Origin of the sequence: Bradyrhizobium sp. HKCCYLRH2015 (assembly GCF_051168215.1) — a bacterium.
Lineage (GTDB): Bacteria > Pseudomonadota > Alphaproteobacteria > Rhizobiales > Xanthobacteraceae > Bradyrhizobium.
Genome location: NZ_JBNPUO010000008.1, coordinates 402507 through 421891, shown reverse-complemented (window position 1 = coordinate 421891; position 19385 = coordinate 402507). Strand labels below are relative to the sequence as shown.

Genomic DNA, 19385 nt, shown 5'->3' with positions numbered 1-19385 from the left:
TCGATCCGAGATGGATGCGCGGGTCAAGCCCGCGCATGACGACGCAGAAAGCTTTAGACACATGACCCTCCATCTCGACAGCCAGGACATTCTCGAGGACGCGGTCCGCGAGCTGGTGAAGCAGGACAACCGCCTCGCTCCGATCCTCGCCGCCACCGGCATGCCGGCGTTGCGGCGGCGGGAGCCGGGCTTTGCCGGGATCGCGCACATTGTCTGCGGCCAGCAATTGTCGACCGCCAGCGCGGCGGCGATCTGGGGCCGGCTGCAGGCGGCGTTCGATCCGTTCGATGCCGACGCGATCCGCCGCGCCCGTGCCGACCGGCTGGGCCGGCTCGGGCTCTCGGCCGCCAAGATCAAGACGCTGAAGCACATCGCGCGCGAGCTTGCCGCGGAACGGCTCAACCTCGATGTACTGGCCAATGAGGATGCCGATGCCGCGCACGCGAGGCTGACGGCCCTGCCCGGCATCGGACCGTGGACCGCGGACGTCTATCTGCTGTTCTGTCTGGGTCACGGCGACGCCTGGCCGGCCGGCGACCTCGCCGTGCAGGAGGCCGTCAAGGTCGGGCTCGGCCTTGCGACGCGGCCGACGGCGAAGCAGATGATGCCGCTTGCAGAAGGCTGGCGGCCGCTGCGCGGCGCGGCCGCGCATCTGTGGTGGAGCTATTACCGCGTGCTCAAGAAACGCGAGGGCGTCATCACGCCGGCGAACTAACAACTTCGGTGAACGCCGTTTCAAACAAAGTTGGGGTTGCAAAACGGTCATCGATGTCGGCCAGGATCGCACCACGACGCACAGCAACGACGGGCCGAGGTCTTCAGCATGCAATCGTCCGATTTCATCGTCGCGCGCAGCGACCTGCAGCAGTGCAGGACCATCGTCACCGAGCTTCCCGATGGCGACGCGCTTGCCGCCCAGGCGCTGCTGGTGAAGGTCGACCGCTTCGCCTTCACCGCCAACAACATCACCTACGCGCTGCTCGGCGAGCAGTTGAAGTATTGGCAACTGTTTCCAGCGCCCGGCGGCTTCGGCATCATTCCCGTGTGGGGCTTCGGCGACGTGGTGGCGTCCCGCCATCCTGCCGTCGCCAAAGGCGAGCGCCTGTTCGGCTACTTTCCGATGGCGACGCATCTCGTGATCGAGGCCGCCGACGTCGGCAAGCGCGGCCTGCGCGACGCGGCCGCACACCGCCAGGGCGTCGCGCCGGTCTACAACGCCTATGCACGGGTGGGCGACGATCCCGCCTTTGCCGGACGGCAAGGCGACTACCAGGCGCTGTTGCGCCCGCTGTTCATGCTGTCGTTCCTGGTCGACGACTTCCTCGCCGAACATGCCCATTTCGGCGCAACCACCGTGATCCTGTCCTCGGCCTCGAGCAAGACCGCGTTCGGACTCGCCCACCTGCTGCATACCCAGCGCAAGGGCATCCGCGTGATCGGGCTGACCTCCCCATCGAATGCAACCTTCGTCCGCTCGCTCGGCTGCTATGACGAGGTGGTGACCTACGATGCGATCGACATGCTCGACGCGGGGACGAGCGCGGCCTTCGTCGACATGGCCGGCAATGCCAGTCTGCGCGCCGCGCTGCATCGACGCTACGGCGACAACCTGGTCTATTCCGGCCGCATCGGCCTGACGCATCAGGACGTCATCGACGACGCAGACGCGCTTCCCGGTGCCCGGCCCACCTGGTTCTTCGCGCCCGACCAGATCAGGAAGCGCGCCAGGGAATGGGGACCCGGCGGCATCGAAAAGCGGCTCGGCGCGGCGTGGCAGGACTTTGCGCCGCGGCTCGACGGCTGGCTGACGATCGTAGATGGACGCGGTCCCGACGCGGTGCAGCGGATCTATCTCGACACGCTGCAAGGACGCATTCCGCCAGATCAGGGGCACATGCTGACAATGACGGCATGAGGCGCTTTCCGCCGGGTGCCGGTCGCGTGTAGCCTTGCGGCAGCTCAGATCAGGCGAATTCCCGGAGGCTGCTTCATGTCCATCACTCTCGGCTCCGGCGAGCACAGCTATCGCGTCGTCAAGGGCTGGGCCAGGCTGCCCGACGGCTGGGCGCTGACCGACGTCGCCTCGGTTGCCGTCGACAGCAAGGACCGCGTCTACGCCTTCAATCGCGGCGCCCATCCGATGATCGTGTTCGACCGCGACGGCAATTTCATCAGGAGTTTTGGCGAGGGGCTGTTCAGCCGCGCCCACGGCCTGTCGATCGACGCGGACGATAATCTCTACTGCACCGACGACGGCGACCACACCGTGCGCAAATGCACGCCCGAGGGCAAGGTGCTGCTGACGATCGGCCTGCAGGAGCGTCCGACGCCCTTCATGAGCGGCGAACCATTCAACCGCTGCACCCACACCGCGCTGTCGCCATCCGGCGAGATCTACGTGTCCGACGGCTACGGCAATGCACGGGTCCACAAATACACACCCGACGGCCGGCTAATCCGCAGTTGGGGCGAGCCCGGCTCCGATTCCGGCCAGTTCAACATCGTTCACAACATTGCGACCGATGCCGACGGCTTCGTCTATGTCGCGGACCGCGAGAACCACCGCATCCAGATCTTCGACGGCGACGGCCGCTACGAGACGCAGTGGAACAATCTGCATCGGCCCTGCGCGCTGTGCGCCTGCGGCGCCGGGCGCAAGACCTTCATCATCGGCGAGCTCGGTCCGGGCATGCCGGTCAACCTCAACGTTCCCAACCTCGGACCGCGGCTGACCATCACCGACGCCACCGGCCGGCGCATCGCCCGGCTCGGCGGCGAGCATGGCCCGGGCCTGGAAACCGGGCGTTTCCTGGCGCCGCACGGCCTCGCGATCGACAGCCGCGGCGACATCTATGTCGGCGAGGTCGGCGTCACCAATTGGAGCACGAGCTTTCCGGACCGGCCGATGCCGGACGAGGTCAGGATCCATCGCTGTCTGCAGAAGCTGGAGCGCGTCCCTGGCTGACCTTGGCCACCAGCGGATGCTGGCCCCGGCCGAGGACATGCAACTGATTTGCAGTGCAGCGGCTGAGCGCTCTGCCACGGTTCTGACGCGCTTTGACCGCAGCTCGAAAGGCGGGAGAAGCCAGGTCAAACCATGTGTCAAGCCATTCTTGGGGCTTCACAATCCCGTCACGCTGCATGTAGTATGTCAGGGCATGCTGCTTCGCAGCCGTTATGGAGGCCAGGAGCGTTACTTGAACGCACATGTCTCGCAAGGCGGTTGGCCGGTGTTGGTGCTGAACGCGGACTTCCGGCCGCTGAGTTATTACCCGCTGTCTCTCTGGTCGTGGCAGGACGCGATCAAGGCGGTGTTCCTCGATCGCGTCAATATCGTCGAGTACTACGACCGCGCGATCCGAAGTCCATCCTTCGAGATCCAGCTGCCCAGCGTGGTTTCGCTGAAATCCTTCGTGAAGCCGTCGACGCATCCGGCCTTCACCCGCTTCAACGTCTTCCTCCGCGACCGTTTCGCCTGCCAGTACTGCCACTCCGGCGACGACCTGACCTTCGATCACGTCATTCCCCGCAGCAAGGGCGGCCAGACCACCTGGGAGAACGTCGTCGCCGCCTGCTCGCCCTGCAATCTGCGCAAGGGCAATCTGACGCCGCAGCAGGCCAAGATGTTCCCCAAGCAGGCGCCCTATGCGCCGACCGTCCACCAGCTCCATCGCAACGGCCGGCTGTTCCCGCCGAACTACCTGCATGATAGCTGGCTCGACTATCTCTATTGGGACACCGAGCTCGATCCGTAGCAGATCGGCACGTCGTCGGAGCTGGTGCGGCCGTCGCCCTGGGCGCGGCGACGCTTTGGCTGTTGCCCGCGCATGCCCCGCCGCCCGATCCGCTGGCCGAATGGCGCGGCCGTCCGGCGGTATAATGGACTGGATTAACCCCGCCTTAGGCCCCTGTTCAGCATGATCGCGCGTTGCCGCGTGGGCCCCATCATGGCTGCCCGCTTCCGTCATTGTTCGAGCAGGCTGTCCGTTCCGCGCATGCAGACCGCAATCCCCGAGTGCAAGGCGGCGGCGCTCGCGAAAGCCCAGGCGGCGAGCTCGCTGCAGAACATTTCCCTGACCCTGTTTGCCAACGTGGCGATCGCAACCTCGCTGGCGCTGCTGCTGTATCTCAGGGAGGGCGGCACCCTCATCTTCGGCTGGCTGGGCGCCGCCATCGTTTTCGCCGCATTCCGCGCCGGATGGGTGTCGTACCTGAAGGCATCCGGACGGATCGAGCGCGATGCACAGCGCGTGCTGCGCAATCTCACCATCATGGCCTTCGCCAGCGGCGTGCTGTGGGCGATCGTCCCGATCGCGCTGCCGGCCTTCTCCCGCGCGCACAACGTCAACGACGTCGTCTTCATCATGGCCGGCACCACCACCGGCGCCATCATCCAGAGTCTCGCTTATTCGCCGATGGCGATCGCCTTCGGCGCGCCACTGATGGGCGCGACCGTGCTGCGGATGCTGATCTCGGGCAGCGACGTCGACTACGTCGTCGCGGCCGACGTCGCGTTCCTGACCTTCATGCTGTTCCGCGCCTCGCGGCTCGGCGAGCGCAACTTCATCGCGAGCCAGAATACCGCCATCGAGGCGACGGTTCTCGCGGAGTCGGTGGCCGAGGCCAATCACGCCCTGGAGCGTCTGGTTCGCACGGACTCGCTCACCGGGCTCGCCAATCGCAGTCACTTCCGCACCGTGGCCGCCGCGGCGTGCCGTTCCGGACGCGGGGTCGCATTCCTCCTGATCGACGTCGACAACTTCAAGACCATCAACGACGCGCGCGGCCACGATGCCGGCGACCGTGTCATTCAGGCCATCGCCGCGCTGCTGCAATCCGCCTGCCGCGGCGAGGATCTGCCGGTCCGCCTGGGCGGCGACGAGTTCGTCGTCGTCATGCAGGGCGACGATGTGGCGAGCCGATCCGTCGCACTTGCCGAATGGCTGATGGCCGCCCTCGCGCAGCCGCTCGCGATCGCGGGCCAGTTGCTGCCCGTCAGCTGCTCGATCGGCATCGCGACGCAAGCGGAAGGCCCGATCGATCTGGAAGAGCTCTCCGCCCGCGCCGACGTCGCGCTCTACCGCGCCAAGGACGACGGCCGCGCCTGCATGCGCGTGTTCGACGCCAAGATGCAGTCCGAGCTGACACTGCAGCGCCGGCTCGACGCCGAGCTGCCGGCGGCGCTGGCCCGCCGTGAGCTCCACGTCGAATTCCAGCCTCAGGTGGCGATGGCGACCCAGGAGGTCATCGGCTTCGAGGCGCTGCTGCGCTGGAAGCATCCGAGCGCCGGATTGATCCCGCCGCCGGACATCGTGTCCGCGGCGATCCGGTTGCGCCTGTCGGGCCAGCTCACGGAGTTCGTGGGCGAGCGCGTCTGCGCGTTCCTGCGCGCGCTCGACCGCAAGAAGGCGCACGGCATCCGGGTGTCGATCAACGTCTCGCCGCGCGAATTCCCGCTTCACTCGCCGGCGCAGACCCTGAAGACCGTCTCCGAGCGCTACGGCGTCGATCCGCACCGGATCGAGATCGAGGTGACCGAAGAGGCGATGTTCGATCCCAGGCGCTGCGCCGACGAATTGAAGCTGATCGACCAATATGGCTTCGGTCTTGCGATCGACGATTTCGGCGTCGGCCATTCCTCGATCGCCAACCTGATGGCGGTCGAGATCGACACCATCAAGATCGACCGCTCCTTCATCCACGGCATCGCCGGCAACCGACGGGACCAGCAGCTCGTCGCCGCGATCACCGCGGTGGCGCTGCCGCTCGGCCACCGCATGATCGCCGAGGGCGTCGAGAGCGAACAGGATGCCGAGTGCCTTCGCATGCTCGGCTGCTCCTACGGACAGGGCTGGCTGTATGGCAAGCCGATGAAGGAGGACGACGCGATCGCGTGGCTCGTCCAGCATCGCAGCGGTGCTGCTGCCGCGGTCGAGCCCTTGCCGCGCAGCGCGTAGGCGCGGCGCGCTCACGGAAGGACCAGCATCTGCGCAAGGCCCGGACCGAAGGCGCCGGCCCATGCGGCGGCAATCACGAGGATGAGTCCGGGAACGAGGCGAAGGGCGAAGGACGATCCGCCGCTGGTCCACGCCACCACGATCTTGCTGATCGTGTTCGCCGACAGCGCCGCCAGCACCGGCGCCACGGCATCGGCGGCGCCGATCTTGCCCGACGCGGCGAGCGTGGCCGCGGCCACCGCCGGCGCATGGGTATCGACCAGGCCGGCGACGGCGGCGCTCGCCACCAGGCCGGCTTCGCCGAACGCCTCGCGCAACGCGGCCGAGAGCACCAGCACCGCCGAGATCGTCAGCGCCAGCAGCAGCGCGCCCGGCAGGCTGAAGGCGCGCCCCGTCGGCAGGTCGGCGGCGCCGCTCTGGCGCAGCCCGACGATCGTGAAGATCCCACCGTAGATCGCCGCCGCCGCGCCGGCACAGAGCAGCGGAATCAGCAGCGCGTGCAATGCCGGCAGGCTGGTGACGGCCAGCACCGCGGCGAGCTGGGCGATGGTCGCCACCGTCGACAATGCCGCGCCCGCGGCGGCGGCACCGCCAAGTTCCGGAGCCTTGCGCGCCCGCGCGCCCATCGCGCCGATCGTGGCGGTGCTGGAGACGAAGCCCGAGGCGAAGCCGGACACCGCGAGCCCGCCGCGGGCGCCGAGCAGACGCATCGAGATATGCCCGGCGGCGCCGATGGCCATCATCAGCACCACGAGCGTCCAGATGCCGCGCAGGTTGAGCGCCCCGAACGGACCGATCGGCTGATCCGGAAGCAGGGGCAGCACGACCAGCGTCGCCGCGGCAAAGATCAGGCCGTCCTTGAGCTCGCTCTCGCTGAGCACCGAACGGACGAAATCGTGCAGCATCGGCCGCGCCGCGAGCAGCACCGCCAGCACGACGGCGACGCCGGCCGCCAGCGCGGGACGCTCGGTGGCGAGGCCGCCGAGCAGGACGGTCAGGATCAGCGCCGCCTCCGAGGTCAGTCCCGGATCGTCGCTGCGCGAGCGCCAATAGGCGATCGCCGTCAGGACCATGATTCCAGCGGTGACGACGGCCAGCAGCAGCTTGCCGCCGATCAGCATGCCGATCGCGCCGGCCAGCGACGCCACCGCAAAGGTGCGCAACCCCGCGGGCGAGCGAGCGGGTCCCTCGCCCTTGCGGCGCTCGCGCTCGAGACCGATCAGCAATCCGATGCCGAGTGCGACCACGATCGCGACGATCTCGGGACTGAGGCTCATGACATCCGGCATCGCCATCGTCCTGAATCACACCTGTTCACGGCGCGACGAATGCGCTGACGATCATCAGCAGACATGTGATGAGACCGAGTGCGGGAATCCATAGCGGCACCCTGACATGGGGAGCATCCGACCCGATGCGCCGGATGCGAATCCGCAGCAGGCACAGGTTGACGATGGCAAAGATCGTCAGCGTCGCGAGCGAGGTGCCCTCGGCCAGCCGCTCGAGCGGGAAGGCCAGCGCCAGGATCGCGACCGCCAGCATGACGAGGCCGGTTGCGATCAGCGGCGTTCCGGTGCGGGGATCGACCCGGCCGGCGATGCGCGGCAGGTCGCCCTGCCCCGCCATGCCGTAGACGACGCGGGCCGTCATCGTCATCTGGGCGAGAATGGTGTTGAGCGTGGACACGATCGCGATCGCATTGAAGGTGGCCGGACTGATGCCGGCGACGGCATTGAACACCAGGCTGAGCGGCGCCGGCGAGGCCGACAGCACGCCCGGCGGCACGGCGGTCACCGCGATCGCGGCAATCAGCACATAGAGCGCGGAGGTGATCAGCAGCGTCAGCGCCATCGCCCACGGAATGTTGCGCTGCGGGCGCTTGGCCTCTTCCACGACGTTGGCGAGGTCCTCGAAGCCGACGAAGGCGAAGAACGCCAGCAGGCCGGCGAAGGTAATGCCGGAGAGAACGCCGAGCTCGAGCGGCGGCGGGATCAGCAAGGCCGGGCCGAACGCGACGCCGGAGTGGACGGCCGAGACGATGATCCACAGCAGGCCGCCGGTCTCGATCAGGGTCAGCAGTCCGGCGAGCATCACCGATTCGAGAATGCCCCAGGACGCCACCATGCCGAGCGCGACCACGATCGCCATCGCGATCAACGGCGTCGGCAGGTCGATGAGCTGCCGGATGTAGCCGGCACCGCCGAGCGTCACCGCGGCCGCGGCAATGATGCCGGTGGCGAGCCGCAGCGTGCCGACCGCGGTCGACAACAGCCGCGACTTGAAGGCCGCGCGGACATAGGCGGCCTCGCCGGCGCTCACGGGATAGCGGGTCGCAAGCTCGGCATAGGAGGCGGCGGTGAACGTCATTACGAACGCCGCCAGCGCAAACGCCCAGGAGGAATGGATGCCCGCATGGCCGGCGACCGCGCCGATCAGGACGTAGATGCCGGCTCCGACGGTCACGCCCGTACCGTAGAGCACGAGCAACGGCAGTCCGAGCCGACGCCGCAAGCCGGACGCAGGCACGATTGGATCTTGCGGCACCACGAATTCCATTCCTGATCACGACGAACAACAGAGTTGTAGGGGCTTAAGGGAGCAAGCGCGAGCCCTGTTGATCTCGGTCAACCGGGACCTGCGCGAGATCCGCTGGGCTGCAGCATTCGACCGCCTGTCAGCGCAACGCGGGTCGCCGACGCACCGGCGCCCAGTCGCGTTCGTGCTACATGCGTCTGCCGAGACACGCGTCTGCGCTCTCGCGGCGCAATCCGCCCGAGCCGTGCTGATAGAACTCCCTCTCTGCAATCGAGAGGGTGCAGGGAAGACCGAGCCTCGGCTGAGGCCCGTGGCCCCCGTGCGGAGAAAATGCACGGGGCAGGAACCACAGGTACAGCCGGATCGACCCGGCCTTCCCCGCGCGATGGTTTTCACGGCTGCTCCGCGCTCTCCCCGGGGACCGGCTTGTTTGCCCCCGTCATCCGCACGACACGTCATGTCGCAGCAGACTTGACGCCAGCGTCGGGGCGCCAGGACCACACGGCTTGACCGTCCGTCACGGCGTCAGTCGTCTGCGCGCGAACGCGCCCGACATCGCAACGGCCACCACTCCCCACCCCAGCGTATCGTGACGACGCGTACGCCCCTCTGCATGAGGCGGGATGGCGATAGATGACCACAAATTCCGAAAACAAGAAACAAGAATCTTTTTCGTCGAGGCTCTGGACAATGTCGGCCGATTGCGCGCGAAACATTGACTGATTTGGCCGGCGGGCAGCCCCGCACGACCTGAATACGCCTGAGCGACTCCATCACACGCGCGTTCGCCGCCTTCCACCGCGAGCCGCAGCGGCTTAGGATGCCACAACATCGCATCATTCCGGAACAGGCACTGTGCCCGAATTCGAGCCGCTCTACACGACAACCAGCGCCGAGAGCATCGGACGCTTCGTGGCCCATCACTACGTGCTATCAGAGCCGCTCGCGTGCCGAATGGTGAATCGCGGTTTCAACGACGTCTATCTTGTCACGACCGCGAGCGGCGACCGCTACGCCTTTCGGCTGTCGCATCACCGCGCCCGAGGCGCGGCCGATGTCCGCACCGAAACCGACTTTCTCGCGCATCTGGCGCGCTGCGGCGTGCCCGTAGCCGCGGCCGTTCCGGCGCGCGACGGCAACCTGTTCGTGCGCGGCGAGGCGGCGGAAGGCCGACGGGAAGGCGTGCTGTTTCCCGCAATCGATGGACGAATGCCGGACGTCGCCTCGCAATCCGATGCTCACGCCAACGGCGTCACGCTTGCGAGAGTCCACGATGCGGCGATGTCTTATCAGCCGGAAGCGCCGCTCTACCGGCTGGACCTCGACCATCTGTTGCACCGGCCGCTCGCGCGCGTTGAGAATCTCTGTCGCACCATCGGATCCGACGACGGCGGCTTTCTTCAGGAGGTCTGTGCGCGAACAGCCGCCGGAATCGAGGCGATGCAAGGCCTGGCGTGGACGCATTGTCACGGCGACTGCCATGGCTTCAATGCGCGTATCGGCGCCGCTGGCGAGGCCGTCTTCTTCGATTTCGACGATAGCGGCCGCGGCTATCTGGCCTATGACCTGGCTGTGTTCCTGTGGGCCAAGCTGTCGTTCGGTCGGCGCTTTCACGCGGCGTGGCATGCTTTCGTCGACGGCTATCGATCGGTCCGCCCGATCTCGGCGGCGGATTTCGAGGCCGCGCATGCCTTCGTGATCGTCAGGCACATCTGGCTGATGGGCGAACAGGCCAGCCGCTCGCGCGAGTGGGGCAGCGAGCCGGTCCGCTGGATCACGCAGCAGCGTGAATTCCTTGAAGGCTGGGAGGCGCAGCAGCTGGGGGCACGCCTTATATGAGCTTGACCGACGGCAGCATGGGAGACTTTGAACCATGACTGATACGATCGTTCGGGTACGCCGGCTCGGCATCATCGGCTGCGTGGCGGACATGTCGCTCAGGTCGCAGCGCTTCCGTCGCATGGGGTGCTCCCGGTAATCGATCCGCCACCGTCCTTCGACAAGGTCATCGTCGACGCATCGATTTCCTGACGTTGTTCTGATCGCTGCGGCGGTTGCCGTGTCGCGTCCGCCACAGCCAGCAGATCAACTCATCAGACGCATTGTCAAACCACGAACGATGTGATTAGTACGCCACCGGCGTCGAGCATTCCGCTCCGCCGATTGGAGAAAGACGATGACTGCGATCATCCGTTGCTCCGCCAGGAGCCGCCGGGCCTGATCCTCGCGTGAGGCGAGGTGTGGAGCGGCCTGCGTGCGCCTTCGCGCGCGCTGATCATCCCTGACCATATCTCCCTGTCTGTCTCCAAGGTACTCCCATGGGCAATTCCCATCGCGTGGACGGCCGTGCGCCGATTCACGGTTACTACTCGTCCAGCTCCTGGATCGAGGGCGCCGCCGTGCGCCAGCTCGAAACGGTGGCTGCCATCTCCGGCGTGCGTGCCGTCGCCGGCATGCCGGACCTGCATCCCGGCAAGTTCGGCCCGGTCGGCTGCGCCATTCTCGCCGACCATATCCACCCGGCCTTCGTCGGCTCCGACGCGGGCTGCGGCATGGCGCTGTTCGCGCTCGACCTCGCGTCGCGCCGCATCCGCGTCGACAAGGCGGCCGACCGGCTGCGCGACGTCGCCACACCCTATGACGGCGACATCGCAAGCGAGCTCGCGAGATGTGAGCTGGCACCGTCCGACTTCGATGCCTCGCTCGGCACGATCGGCGGCGGCAATCATTTCTGCGAGCTGCAGGCGGTCGAGGAGGTGTTCGATCCGTGCTGCGGCATCGATCGCGACCGCGCGCATCTGCTGGTGCATTCGGGCTCGCGCGGCCTCGGCCACGCGCTGCTCGAACGGCACGTCGCGGACGGGCTGAAGCCGCTCGCCCCCGACAGCGAAGCCGGTCAGGCCTATCTGGCCGCGCATGACCACGCGCTGCGCTGGGCGTCGCTGAACCGGCAGATCATCGCGCAGCGGGCCGCGACGGCCTTGCGCTGTGAGGCCGATCCGGTCTGCGCGTGCTCGCACAATTGCATCGAGCACCGCGCAGACGGCGTGCTGCACCGGAAAGGCGCGGCGCCGTCCGACCAGGGGCCCGTCGTCGTGCCGGGCTCGCGCGGCGCGCTATCCTATCTGGTCGCGCCGCTCGCGTCAGCGCCAAACGAGGCGTTGTGGTCGATCGCCCATGGCGCCGGTCGCAAGTTCGACCGGTCATCGATGATCGGCCGTGTCGGCGCCACGCGATCGGATCGCGAGCGTCTCGCGCGCAATCCGTTCGGCGGCCGCGTGATCTGCGAGGACCGCGCGCTGCTCGCCGAGGAGGCACCGGAGGCCTACAAGCCGATCGCCGGCGTGATCGCCGATCTCGAAGCATTCGGGCTCGCGCGCGTCGTCGCCAGCTTCCGCCCGCTGGTGACGGTGAAGAAGATCGCCGTCGAGCGGCCGCGCAAGGAGGACCGTCGATGAGACGGCTGCTCCTCACGGCGGGGCGCGGTCCCGCCGAATGCCGGCTCGCGGTGGCGCATGCGCTTCAGCGGCTCGCCAACGAGGCCGAGGCGGCGGACTGCGCATGCGCGATCGCGCGAGAGCAGACCGACCGGCATGGGCCGGCCAGCGCGATCGTCGTGCTGGACGGGCCGGCGGCGTCTGACCTCGCGCGGCGCTGGACGCAGGGCTCGCTGCTCTGGGTGTGCCGCAGTCCGCTGCGGCCGCATCACGGCCGCAAGAACTGGTTCGTCGGCATCGCCGATCTGCCCCTGTCGGAGCGGCTGGCGGCGTTGGCGGCCACCGACGTCCGGTTCGAAAGCTTTCGTGCCGGCGGGCCCGGCGGCCAGCACCAGAACAAGACCGAGAGCGCGGTGCGCGCGGTTCACGTGCCGACGGGGCTGGTCGCGATCGCGCGCGACGGCCGCTCGCAGCATCGCAACAAGGCGCTGGCGCTCGCGCGTCTCGCTGCACTGCTGGACGGCCGCGCGCGCCTGGCGGACGCCGGCGAGGCGCGCCTCATCCACGCGGCGCATGACAGCGTCGAACGTGGCGCAGCCGGGCTGCGCTTCGAGGGACCGGCGTTCAGGCCGGCGGGATGATCACCGGACAGCCGGGGGCGTGAGAGCCCCCGACTGCACCTTCGACAGGCAGGGATGCACAGTCATCTCTCCGCCAGACGACCGCCATGCGCGCCGCTCCGCATATTGGCGGATGACATCGCGCCGCCGAACGGCTAAGCGGACCGCCCCCCGGACGGAAACGAGACGAGCATGGCGGCAGCGGCCCATTGTGGCATCGACTTCGGCACTTCGAACACCACCGTCGGCCTCAGCGATCATGCCTCAGCCCAGCTCATCCCCCTGGAGGGCGAGCAGCGGACCTTGCCGAGCGCGATGTTCTTCGATTTCGAGGATCACGGCATCCAGTTCGGGCGCAACGCGATCGAGCGCTATCTGACCGGCCACGACGGCCGCTTCATGCGCGCGCTGAAGAGCATCCTCGGCACCGCGCTGATTCACGAGAAGACCTATATCCGGCAGAAGGCGGTGCCGTTTGCCGGCATCCTCGGCTTCTTCTTCGCGCATCTGAAGACGCAGATCGAGAAGAGGCTCGGCAGGGAGATCAACCAGGTCGTGCTCGGCCGTCCCGTCCGCTTCGTCGACAAGGATGATGCGGCCGACGCGGAAGCGCAGAGCTCGCTGGAGGGAATCGCGCGCGACCAGGGTTTCAAACACATCGCGTTCCAATATGAGCCGATCGCCGCCGCGCTCGACTACGAGCAGCAGGTCGCGCACGAAGAGCTGGTGCTGATCGTCGACATCGGCGGCGGCACCTCGGATTTCTCGATCGTGCGCGTCTCGCCTGAGCGGCGCAGCAAGGCGCATCGCGAGGACGACATCCTCGCCAATGGCGGCATCCATATCGGCGGCACCGATTTCGACCGGCTGCTCAGTCTGAAGAGCGTGATGCCGCATCTCGGCTATGGCAGCCTGACCGCCGACGGCAAGCGCAATTTGCCGACGCTGTACTACCACGAGCTCGCCACTTGGCACCGCATCAACCAGCTCTACAAGGGAGGCGTGATCGGCGAGCTGCGCCAGATCCGCTACGAGGCCGAGCGGCGCGATCTGGTCGACCGCTTCATCAAGGTGGTGGAGGAGCATCGCGGCCATACGCTCGCGATCGGCGTCGAGCAGGCCAAGATCGCGCTGACCGCGGCGAAGTCGCTGACCTCGGTGCTGTCGGAGAAGGACGACTGGGCGCGCATCAAGTTCACGCGCAAGGATTTCGACCGCGCCATCGCCGATTCCGTCGAGCGCGTCGTCGGCACGGTGACGAAGCTGCTCGACGATGCCGGCGTCGAGGCTGCTGCCATCAACACCATCTTCCTCACCGGCGGCTCGAGCATGGTGCCGGCGCTGCGTCAGGCCATCCTGGCGCTGTTTCCGGCGGCGCGCATCGCCGAGACCGACCTGCTCGGCAGCGTCGGCATCGGGCTCGCGCTCGACGCGCGGCGCAAGTTCGGCTGACGCCAATTTCAGGAATGGCTCAATCGGGGGAGACCGTCGCGGCCGCCCGCGCCGGCTTCTTCGGTGCGTTCTGAAGCTGGGCGCGCGGCGCCGCCGATGTCGGGACGACGGCACGGACAGCGGCGGGTTTCGCGCGAACCGGACGGGCATCAGCCGCGCCGGTCCGCCCGGGATCGCCGCTGCGGATGATGCCCCAGGGTCCCGAATCCGTCCGAGGCGGCAGCGAATAGCCTGGCACGGTGCGACTCGTCCGCCGGGTCCGAGTCTGTTCTGCGCGCACCGGCGGTGCCGGGGCCTCGCCGACCGCGGGAGCAGCGACTGCGAGGGGCGCGGCGTCAATCGCAATGACCTCGGCCTTGGTGACGGCGGCGGGGGCCGGATCGAGGTCCACGGCAGGCCCGACCGGCGCCGGCGAGCCTGCGTCCGGAACGGCGTCCACGATCTGCCTTTCAGGTTGGACCGCAGCAGAAGGAGTGTCGGCCGGATCCGGCTCGTACAGGACCACGCCGGCCGTCTCGTCGGCCAGCCCGTGAGAAACATGGCTCGGCAGCAGAAACCCCGCCGCCGTCACGGCGACGGCCAGGCTTCGGCCAAGCGCGAGCTTCGTGGATGGGGGAACGGACATCGCGCCACCCGTCCGCCAAGCCAGGTCGACGCCGGCCACCGCAATGAACGCCGCAAGGCCGAGGCTGCCGCCGACCAGGGGCAGAACCGTCGAAGCCTGGACCAGAACCACGGTGAGCGTCAGCGCGGCCACGATCGGCTGCAACCGGCCTGACAGCCGCTGCGGCGAAGACATCCCGAGAAAACATCCGGCATAATAGGCATCGACGAGACAGCGTTCGTCGGACCAGAGCCCTCGCATGACCGCCATTCCGGCAAACGCCAGCGTGGCCGAGACGAAGGTGCGGGCTGCCCGCCCCGACTCTGCGACGTGCGGAAGCCGTTGCATGACCATGGTCAGGAACGTCCCGGCGAGACAGGCCGCAAGGATCGCGAGCGAGCCACCGAGCTCCTGGTCGAATTGATTCAGATGCCCCAGACGGAGCGATCCGCCTTGTCCGGCGAGCCACGGCCCGAGCGTGACGAATAGCAGCGATCCGATCGCAGCCAACACGCCGAGCCGACCACCATAGCCCTGCAACAGCACGACGCGCCGCCGGGTTTCGATCGCAGTGAAGATGCAGAACAGCAGGCCGCAGGATATCGACAGCAGATAGAGCGATGCCTCCTGTGGCAATCCGGTACGAGCGACGCTTTCGCTGAGCTGTCCGATCGGAGTCATGCCGCTGAAGCTGCCGCCATAGACCGAGGACGAAAACGTGGTCGCGGCGAGGTTGTCCGGAGACGCGACGACCAGGCCTGCGCACAGCACGACCGTCACCGCCGCCGAGGCGAGCGCGGGCGACAGGCCCAGCGCGTTCAGATGCAGCGTGGCAAGACAACCGAGAAAGGCGCCGGCGAAGGCCACGACAAGCGCAACAGGGAGATCAGAACGCCGCGGCTGAGGACGCGGCTGGAACAGGACCGGCAGGCCCGTCCGGTATGGCGCACCATCAAAGGCCTGCTGCATCTGCGAACCGCCCCCAAATGTGGATCGGCTCGGCCCTCACCTCCTCCTGACGCCGAACGACAGCCGCGATGCGGGCGAAAGATCCCACGTCGTTTGCGTCCTGACGTACGAGCAGAAGACAAGAGCCGGACGGGCCTGCATCATCCGCTAAGCACCGCTGTGTGCACGATGCAGTGAAAACATGGCAAAACGCGTGCGGAGGTATGGCCGAGTCGGGTTATGGCCGCAAAAATGCTCGCGGCCCGTCAGGGGCCCGCCAACGTCGACGGATCAGGTCGCCACTCCGGCACGGGCTGCTGCACCTCATGGCGGGCCATGACGTGCTGTCGGGTCGTCGCGTGCGGCACCACCCGTGTCTGTTGGCGCTTCAGCCGCGCAGCCAGGACGCCCGCCGGCCGACCATCGCGACCGATCCGCCGGGACGGCTCTGCAGACGCGGGCGACGCGGACTCCTGGGCCGGCTCACTCGAGGGCCGCAGGGCGAGCGGATTGGCGCCCTCCGGATTCAGGATCTGAAGCGGCAGATCCGGCGCTGTGTCAGCGGCCGAGGCCGGCTCGCCGAACGCCGCGCCATCGCGCCGATCCTCGTCGTGTAAGGGCATCGTGGTCCGCACCGGCGCGGCGGCTTTGTCCGCGTTCACGAACGGACCGTTGGGCTCCGCCACCGGCGGCTGAAACATCAGCTCGCTGGCGAGCAGCACCGCGAAAATGGCGAGTGTGGCGACGAGTCCCCGCGTCCAGGCGAGGACGGTCTGCCACGGCGATTCCCCTGCCTCGACGAACAGACGAACCGCAGCATCCACGAAGATGACCGAGACGAAGGCGATGTATCCGAGGCTGCCGCCGACGCTCGGCAGGATGGGACCGGTGAGGATCAACAGGCCCGTCAGCAGCACCGCCGCAGCCATCGCCTGCGGCAGGCTGCGCAGCCGCCGCGACGACGACATGCCGACGAAGCAGCCGGCAGAATAGGCGTCGAGATCAGGGGCCCCGCTGGGCAGAAGCTGCAACACCACGAGGCCGGCAAAGGCCACCGACGCCGCAACGAAGATGCGTACCGCGCGGCGCGACCCTGCCACGGGCGCCCAGCGCAAGGCGGCCATCGTCGCCAGCATGCCGACCGCGCACAACGCGAAGGTGAGCGCGGTGCTGCCGAGCCCCTGCTCCAGCACGCCGCGGCGCGCGATCGGAAACAGCTCGCCCTCGGTGCCGAGCAGCGGCGCGAGACCGACGAACAGGAACGAAGCGACCGCCGCCAGCGCGCCCAGTCGTCCGCCATAGCCGCGCGCGAGCCCGCCACGCAGCCACATGTCGAGCGCACAGCCCAGACAGAACGCCAGTCCACAGAACAGCGAGAGCAGCACGAAGGCGGCGTCGAGCGGCAGGCCGGCGCGAATGACGCTTGCGTTCAACAGCGCCACCGGAGTCATGCCGACGAAGCTGCCGCCATAGGCCGACGAGAAGAACGTGCTCGGCACCAGATCCGCGGTCCGTGTCAGGATCAGCGAGGCGCACAGCAGCAAAGCCGCCGCGGCCGAGGCAATCAGCGGCGACAGCCCGGTTGCACTCAGATGCAGGGTCATCAGACAGCCGAGGAACGCGGCGATGAACGACGCCAGCGGCGGGCAGCCGAGCTGGAACAGCTCCGAGCCGTAGAACGGAACGGCACGGCCGAGCTGCCGATCGCGCCATGTGCGTGGATCGAAGCTCTGCTCCGCCTGCAGACGACGTAACTGACGATCCGCCGCTTTGCGCTTCATGTCCACGACACCCCGAATCGCGCCCGCCCAAGATCTGCGTGATGATCTCGCGGCAGACGAATGGTTGACGTTCGGGCGCAACCCTGAGCCCGAGCCGGCACAGTTTCCTGCGACGGTTGTACGCACGCTGCAGTCGCGCAGGTTGCGTGTGCCCGAATTCATGCACTGCAATGCAACGTTGTGGAAGTATCGGGCTCCAGCACGGGCGTGAAAGTTCCTGGCAACCTTAATGGCGACGCCCGATGCGCATTATCAGTGACATGCGGGTCGGGCGGCGGAGCAACCCCGGCTTGCGGACGAGCTTGGTAAACGACAACATGGCGTCATGCTCTCGCCCACGTTGCAGACCGCCCGTCTGATCCTGCGGCCGCTGTCGCTCGCCGATGCGCCGGCGATCCAGCGTGGGTTCGACAACTGGAACGTCATCCGCAACCTCGCAGCCGTCGTTCCGTGGCCCTATCCTCCCGACGGCGCCGAGACCTTCGTGAGGCTGCAGCTCGACAGGATCGCGGCCGGCGAGGAGCTGTATCAATGGGTGCTGGCGCTGCGCGACGGTGACGGCGAGGCCATCGGCAACATTCACTTCCGGCCGCGCATGGAATCGACGAAGGGCCATCGCGGCTTCTGGCTCGCCGAGCCCTATTGGAATCGCGGGCTGATGAGCGAGGCGGTCGCCGCCGTGAACGACTTCGCCTTCGGTCCGCTCGGCCTCGATCAGTTCACCGTCTGCAACGTCGCGAGCAACATCGCGTCACGGCGGGTCAAGCAGAAGACGGGCGCCGAGTTCGTCGGCTTCATCGAGGTCGCGCACCACAATGGCGAGACCCGCTCCGAGCAATGGATCGTGCGGCGCGAGACGTGGCTGCAACGCCAAGAAAAGCAACGCGCTCCCGCCTGAGATCGTCGGCGCTACGCGCTCGCCGTCACGTCAAGCACCGCCTGCGCAAACGCCTGCGGCGCCTCCTGCGGCAGGTTGTGGCCGATGCCGCCAGTGATCAGCCGGTGTTCGTAGCGGCCGGTGAACTTCCTGGCATAGGCTTCTGGCGCCGGATGCGGCGCGCCGTTGGCATCGCCCTCCATCGTGATGGTGGGGACGCTGATGTCAGGAAAGGTCGCGAGCTTCGCCTCCAGCGCATCGTATTTCGCCTCGCCCTGCGCGAGGCCGAGCCGCCAGCGATAATTGTGCACGACGATGTCGACGTGATCGGGATTATCGAAGGCGGCGGCGCTGCGCGCGAACGTGGCGTCGTCGAACGTCCATTTCGGCGAGGCCGTCTGCCAGATCAGCCTGGCGAAGTCGCGCCGGTTCTTGTCGTAGCCCTCGCGGCCGCGCTCGGTCGCGAAGTAGAACTGATACCACCATTGCAGCTCGGCGGCCGGCGGCAGCGGCATGCGGCCGGCCTGCTGGCTGCCGATCAGATAGCCGCTGACCGAGACCATCGCCTTGCACCGCTCCGGCCACAGCGCCGCGATGATGTTGGCGGTGCGCGCTCCCCAGTCGTAGCCGGCGAGGGTTGCGATCCTGATCGCAAGCGCGTCCATCAGCGCGACGATGTCGGCGGCGACGGCGACCGGCTGGCCGCTGCGCAACGCGGACGGCGACAGCAGCCGCGTCGTGCCGTAGCCGCGCAGATGCGGAATGATGACGCGATGGCCGAACGCGGCCAGCGCCGGCGCGACGTCGGCGAAGCTGTGGATGTCGTACGGCCAGCCGTGCAGCAGGATGATTACGGGCCCATCGGCTGGACCTGTCTCGACATAGCCGATGCTGACCTGGCCGGCCGTGACCTGCTTGATCGGTCCGAGCGACGTCCCCGCCCCCGGGCGGATCTCCGGCAGCTTCGACGCCGACTTGAAGCCCTGCGCCTGCCCAGCGCTGGAGCCGAGTTGAAGGGCCGCAACGGCGGTTCCGGCAAGGGTGAGGAAGCAGCGGCGGCTGGGGCGAAGAACGGTCGGCATGGCGGAGGCTCCTGGTTCCGATGTGCCGTTGTTGTGCGCCTTGCGCCCGCGCGGCGCTTGGAGGAGGCATTGATTTTTCCTTGAGGCCGGCT

General features: G+C 67.6%; 15 protein-coding genes. 10 read left to right on the top strand and 5 right to left on the bottom strand.

Annotation, left to right across the window (positions count from 1 at the left end; all coding sequences use genetic code 11):
- Window positions 1-61 precede the first annotated feature (61 nt).
- The 5 genes from ACQR1H_RS22805 (at window position 62) to ACQR1H_RS22785 (ending at window position 5957) form a co-directional block, all read left to right on the top strand.
- Window positions 62-715, top strand: a complete 654-nt coding sequence (locus ACQR1H_RS22805; RefSeq protein WP_434890803.1) for a DNA-3-methyladenine glycosylase family protein — start codon at window positions 62-64, stop codon at window positions 713-715.
- Between the two features lie 108 nt (window positions 716-823).
- Window positions 824-1915, top strand: coding sequence for a DUF2855 family protein (locus tag ACQR1H_RS22800; protein WP_434908211.1), 1092 nt, complete (start codon window positions 824-826; stop codon window positions 1913-1915).
- A 75-nt stretch (window positions 1916-1990) separates the two neighbouring features.
- Window positions 1991-2965, top strand: coding sequence for a peptidyl-alpha-hydroxyglycine alpha-amidating lyase family protein (locus tag ACQR1H_RS22795; RefSeq protein WP_434908210.1), 975 nt, complete (start codon window positions 1991-1993; stop codon window positions 2963-2965).
- 232 nt (window positions 2966-3197) lie between these two features.
- The gene (locus tag ACQR1H_RS22790) at window positions 3198-3755 is read left to right on the top strand and encodes an HNH endonuclease (RefSeq protein WP_042340571.1); all 558 of its coding nucleotides are present in this window, start codon (window positions 3198-3200) and stop codon (window positions 3753-3755) included.
- Window positions 3756-3995: 240 nt separating this feature from the next.
- The gene (locus ACQR1H_RS22785; protein WP_434848163.1) at window positions 3996-5957 is read left to right on the top strand and encodes a putative bifunctional diguanylate cyclase/phosphodiesterase; all 1962 of its coding nucleotides are present in this window, start codon (window positions 3996-3998) and stop codon (window positions 5955-5957) included.
- A gap of 11 nt (window positions 5958-5968) precedes the next feature.
- Here ACQR1H_RS22785 and ACQR1H_RS22780 read toward each other — a convergent pair whose 3' ends face one another.
- Window positions 5969-7246 (bottom strand): MgtC/SapB family protein, encoded by a 1278-nt coding sequence (locus ACQR1H_RS22780; RefSeq protein ID WP_434908209.1) that lies wholly within the window; start codon window positions 7244-7246, stop codon window positions 5969-5971.
- Window positions 7247-7271: 25 nt separating this feature from the next.
- Window positions 7272-8501 carry an APC family permease gene (locus ACQR1H_RS22775; protein WP_434908208.1) on the bottom strand — a complete coding sequence of 410 codons (1230 nt, stop codon included), beginning with the start codon at window positions 8499-8501 and terminating at the stop codon, window positions 7272-7274.
- Window positions 8502-9347: 846 nt separating this feature from the next.
- Here ACQR1H_RS22775 and ACQR1H_RS22770 point away from each other — a divergent pair.
- The 4 genes from ACQR1H_RS22770 to ACQR1H_RS22755 all read left to right on the top strand — a co-directional run bounded on the left by ACQR1H_RS22770 (window position 9348) and on the right by ACQR1H_RS22755 (window position 14001).
- On the top strand, window positions 9348-10331 hold the full coding sequence (locus ACQR1H_RS22770; protein WP_434908207.1) for a phosphotransferase enzyme family protein: 984 nt from the start codon (window positions 9348-9350) through the stop codon (window positions 10329-10331).
- 479 nt (window positions 10332-10810) lie between these two features.
- Window positions 10811-11950 carry an RNA ligase RtcB family protein gene (locus ACQR1H_RS22765; protein WP_434908206.1) on the top strand — a complete coding sequence of 380 codons (1140 nt, stop codon included), beginning with the start codon at window positions 10811-10813 and terminating at the stop codon, window positions 11948-11950.
- Window positions 11947-12570, top strand: coding sequence for a peptide chain release factor H (gene prfH, locus ACQR1H_RS22760; protein WP_434908205.1), 624 nt, complete (start codon window positions 11947-11949; stop codon window positions 12568-12570). Before ACQR1H_RS22765 ends, prfH begins: the two co-directional genes overlap by 4 nt.
- 171 nt (window positions 12571-12741) lie before the next feature.
- Window positions 12742-14001, top strand: coding sequence for an Hsp70 family protein (locus ACQR1H_RS22755; protein ID WP_434908204.1), 1260 nt, complete (start codon window positions 12742-12744; stop codon window positions 13999-14001).
- A 19-nt stretch (window positions 14002-14020) separates the two neighbouring features.
- Here the strand turns inward: ACQR1H_RS22755 and ACQR1H_RS22750 are convergent, their stop codons facing one another.
- Together ACQR1H_RS22750 and ACQR1H_RS22745 are read right to left on the bottom strand one after the other, a co-directional pair.
- Window positions 14021-15574, bottom strand: a complete 1554-nt coding sequence (locus ACQR1H_RS22750; RefSeq protein ID WP_434908203.1) for a hypothetical protein — start codon at window positions 15572-15574, stop codon at window positions 14021-14023.
- A 245-nt stretch (window positions 15575-15819) separates the two neighbouring features.
- Window positions 15820-17334 (bottom strand): hypothetical protein, encoded by a 1515-nt coding sequence (locus ACQR1H_RS22745; RefSeq protein ID WP_434908202.1) that lies wholly within the window; start codon window positions 17332-17334, stop codon window positions 15820-15822.
- Between the two features lie 325 nt (window positions 17335-17659).
- On the opposite strand from ACQR1H_RS22745, the gene ACQR1H_RS22740 reads away from it, so the two are divergent.
- Window positions 17660-18232, top strand: coding sequence for a GNAT family N-acetyltransferase (locus ACQR1H_RS22740; RefSeq protein WP_316181220.1), 573 nt, complete (start codon window positions 17660-17662; stop codon window positions 18230-18232).
- Window positions 18233-18243: 11 nt separating this feature from the next.
- On the opposite strand, the gene ACQR1H_RS22735 is transcribed toward ACQR1H_RS22740, so the two are convergent.
- Window positions 18244-19293 carry an alpha/beta fold hydrolase gene (locus ACQR1H_RS22735; protein ID WP_434908201.1) on the bottom strand — a complete coding sequence of 350 codons (1050 nt, stop codon included), beginning with the start codon at window positions 19291-19293 and terminating at the stop codon, window positions 18244-18246.
- Between the last annotated feature and the right edge of the window lie 92 nt (window positions 19294-19385).

What these genes read in the sequence shown, in the direction of transcription:
- ACQR1H_RS22785 (WP_434848163.1), top strand. Translation starts at nt 3,996, where the DNA reads ATGCAGACCGCAATCCCCGAGTGCAAGGCGGCGGCGCTCGCGAAAGCC.
- ACQR1H_RS22780 (WP_434908209.1), bottom strand. Translation starts at nt 7,246, where the DNA reads ATGCCGGATGTCATGAGCCTCAGTCCCGAGATCGTCGCGATCGTGGTC.
- ACQR1H_RS22745 (WP_434908202.1), bottom strand. Translation starts at nt 17,334, where the DNA reads ATGAAGCGCAAAGCGGCGGATCGTCAGTTACGTCGTCTGCAGGCGGAG.
- ACQR1H_RS22735 (WP_434908201.1), bottom strand. Translation starts at nt 19,293, where the DNA reads ATGCCGACCGTTCTTCGCCCCAGCCGCCGCTGCTTCCTCACCCTTGCC.
- ACQR1H_RS22795 (WP_434908210.1), top strand. Translation starts at nt 1,991, where the DNA reads ATGTCCATCACTCTCGGCTCCGGCGAGCACAGCTATCGCGTCGTCAAG.
- ACQR1H_RS22805 (WP_434890803.1), top strand. Translation starts at nt 62, where the DNA reads ATGACCCTCCATCTCGACAGCCAGGACATTCTCGAGGACGCGGTCCGC.
- ACQR1H_RS22800 (WP_434908211.1), top strand. Translation starts at nt 824, where the DNA reads ATGCAATCGTCCGATTTCATCGTCGCGCGCAGCGACCTGCAGCAGTGC.
- prfH (WP_434908205.1), top strand. Translation starts at nt 11,947, where the DNA reads ATGAGACGGCTGCTCCTCACGGCGGGGCGCGGTCCCGCCGAATGCCGG.
- ACQR1H_RS22765 (WP_434908206.1), top strand. Translation starts at nt 10,811, where the DNA reads ATGGGCAATTCCCATCGCGTGGACGGCCGTGCGCCGATTCACGGTTAC.
- ACQR1H_RS22740 (WP_316181220.1), top strand. Translation starts at nt 17,660, where the DNA reads ATGCTCTCGCCCACGTTGCAGACCGCCCGTCTGATCCTGCGGCCGCTG.
- ACQR1H_RS22750 (WP_434908203.1), bottom strand. Translation starts at nt 15,574, where the DNA reads ATGCAGCAGGCCTTTGATGGTGCGCCATACCGGACGGGCCTGCCGGTC.
- ACQR1H_RS22755 (WP_434908204.1), top strand. Translation starts at nt 12,742, where the DNA reads ATGGCGGCAGCGGCCCATTGTGGCATCGACTTCGGCACTTCGAACACC.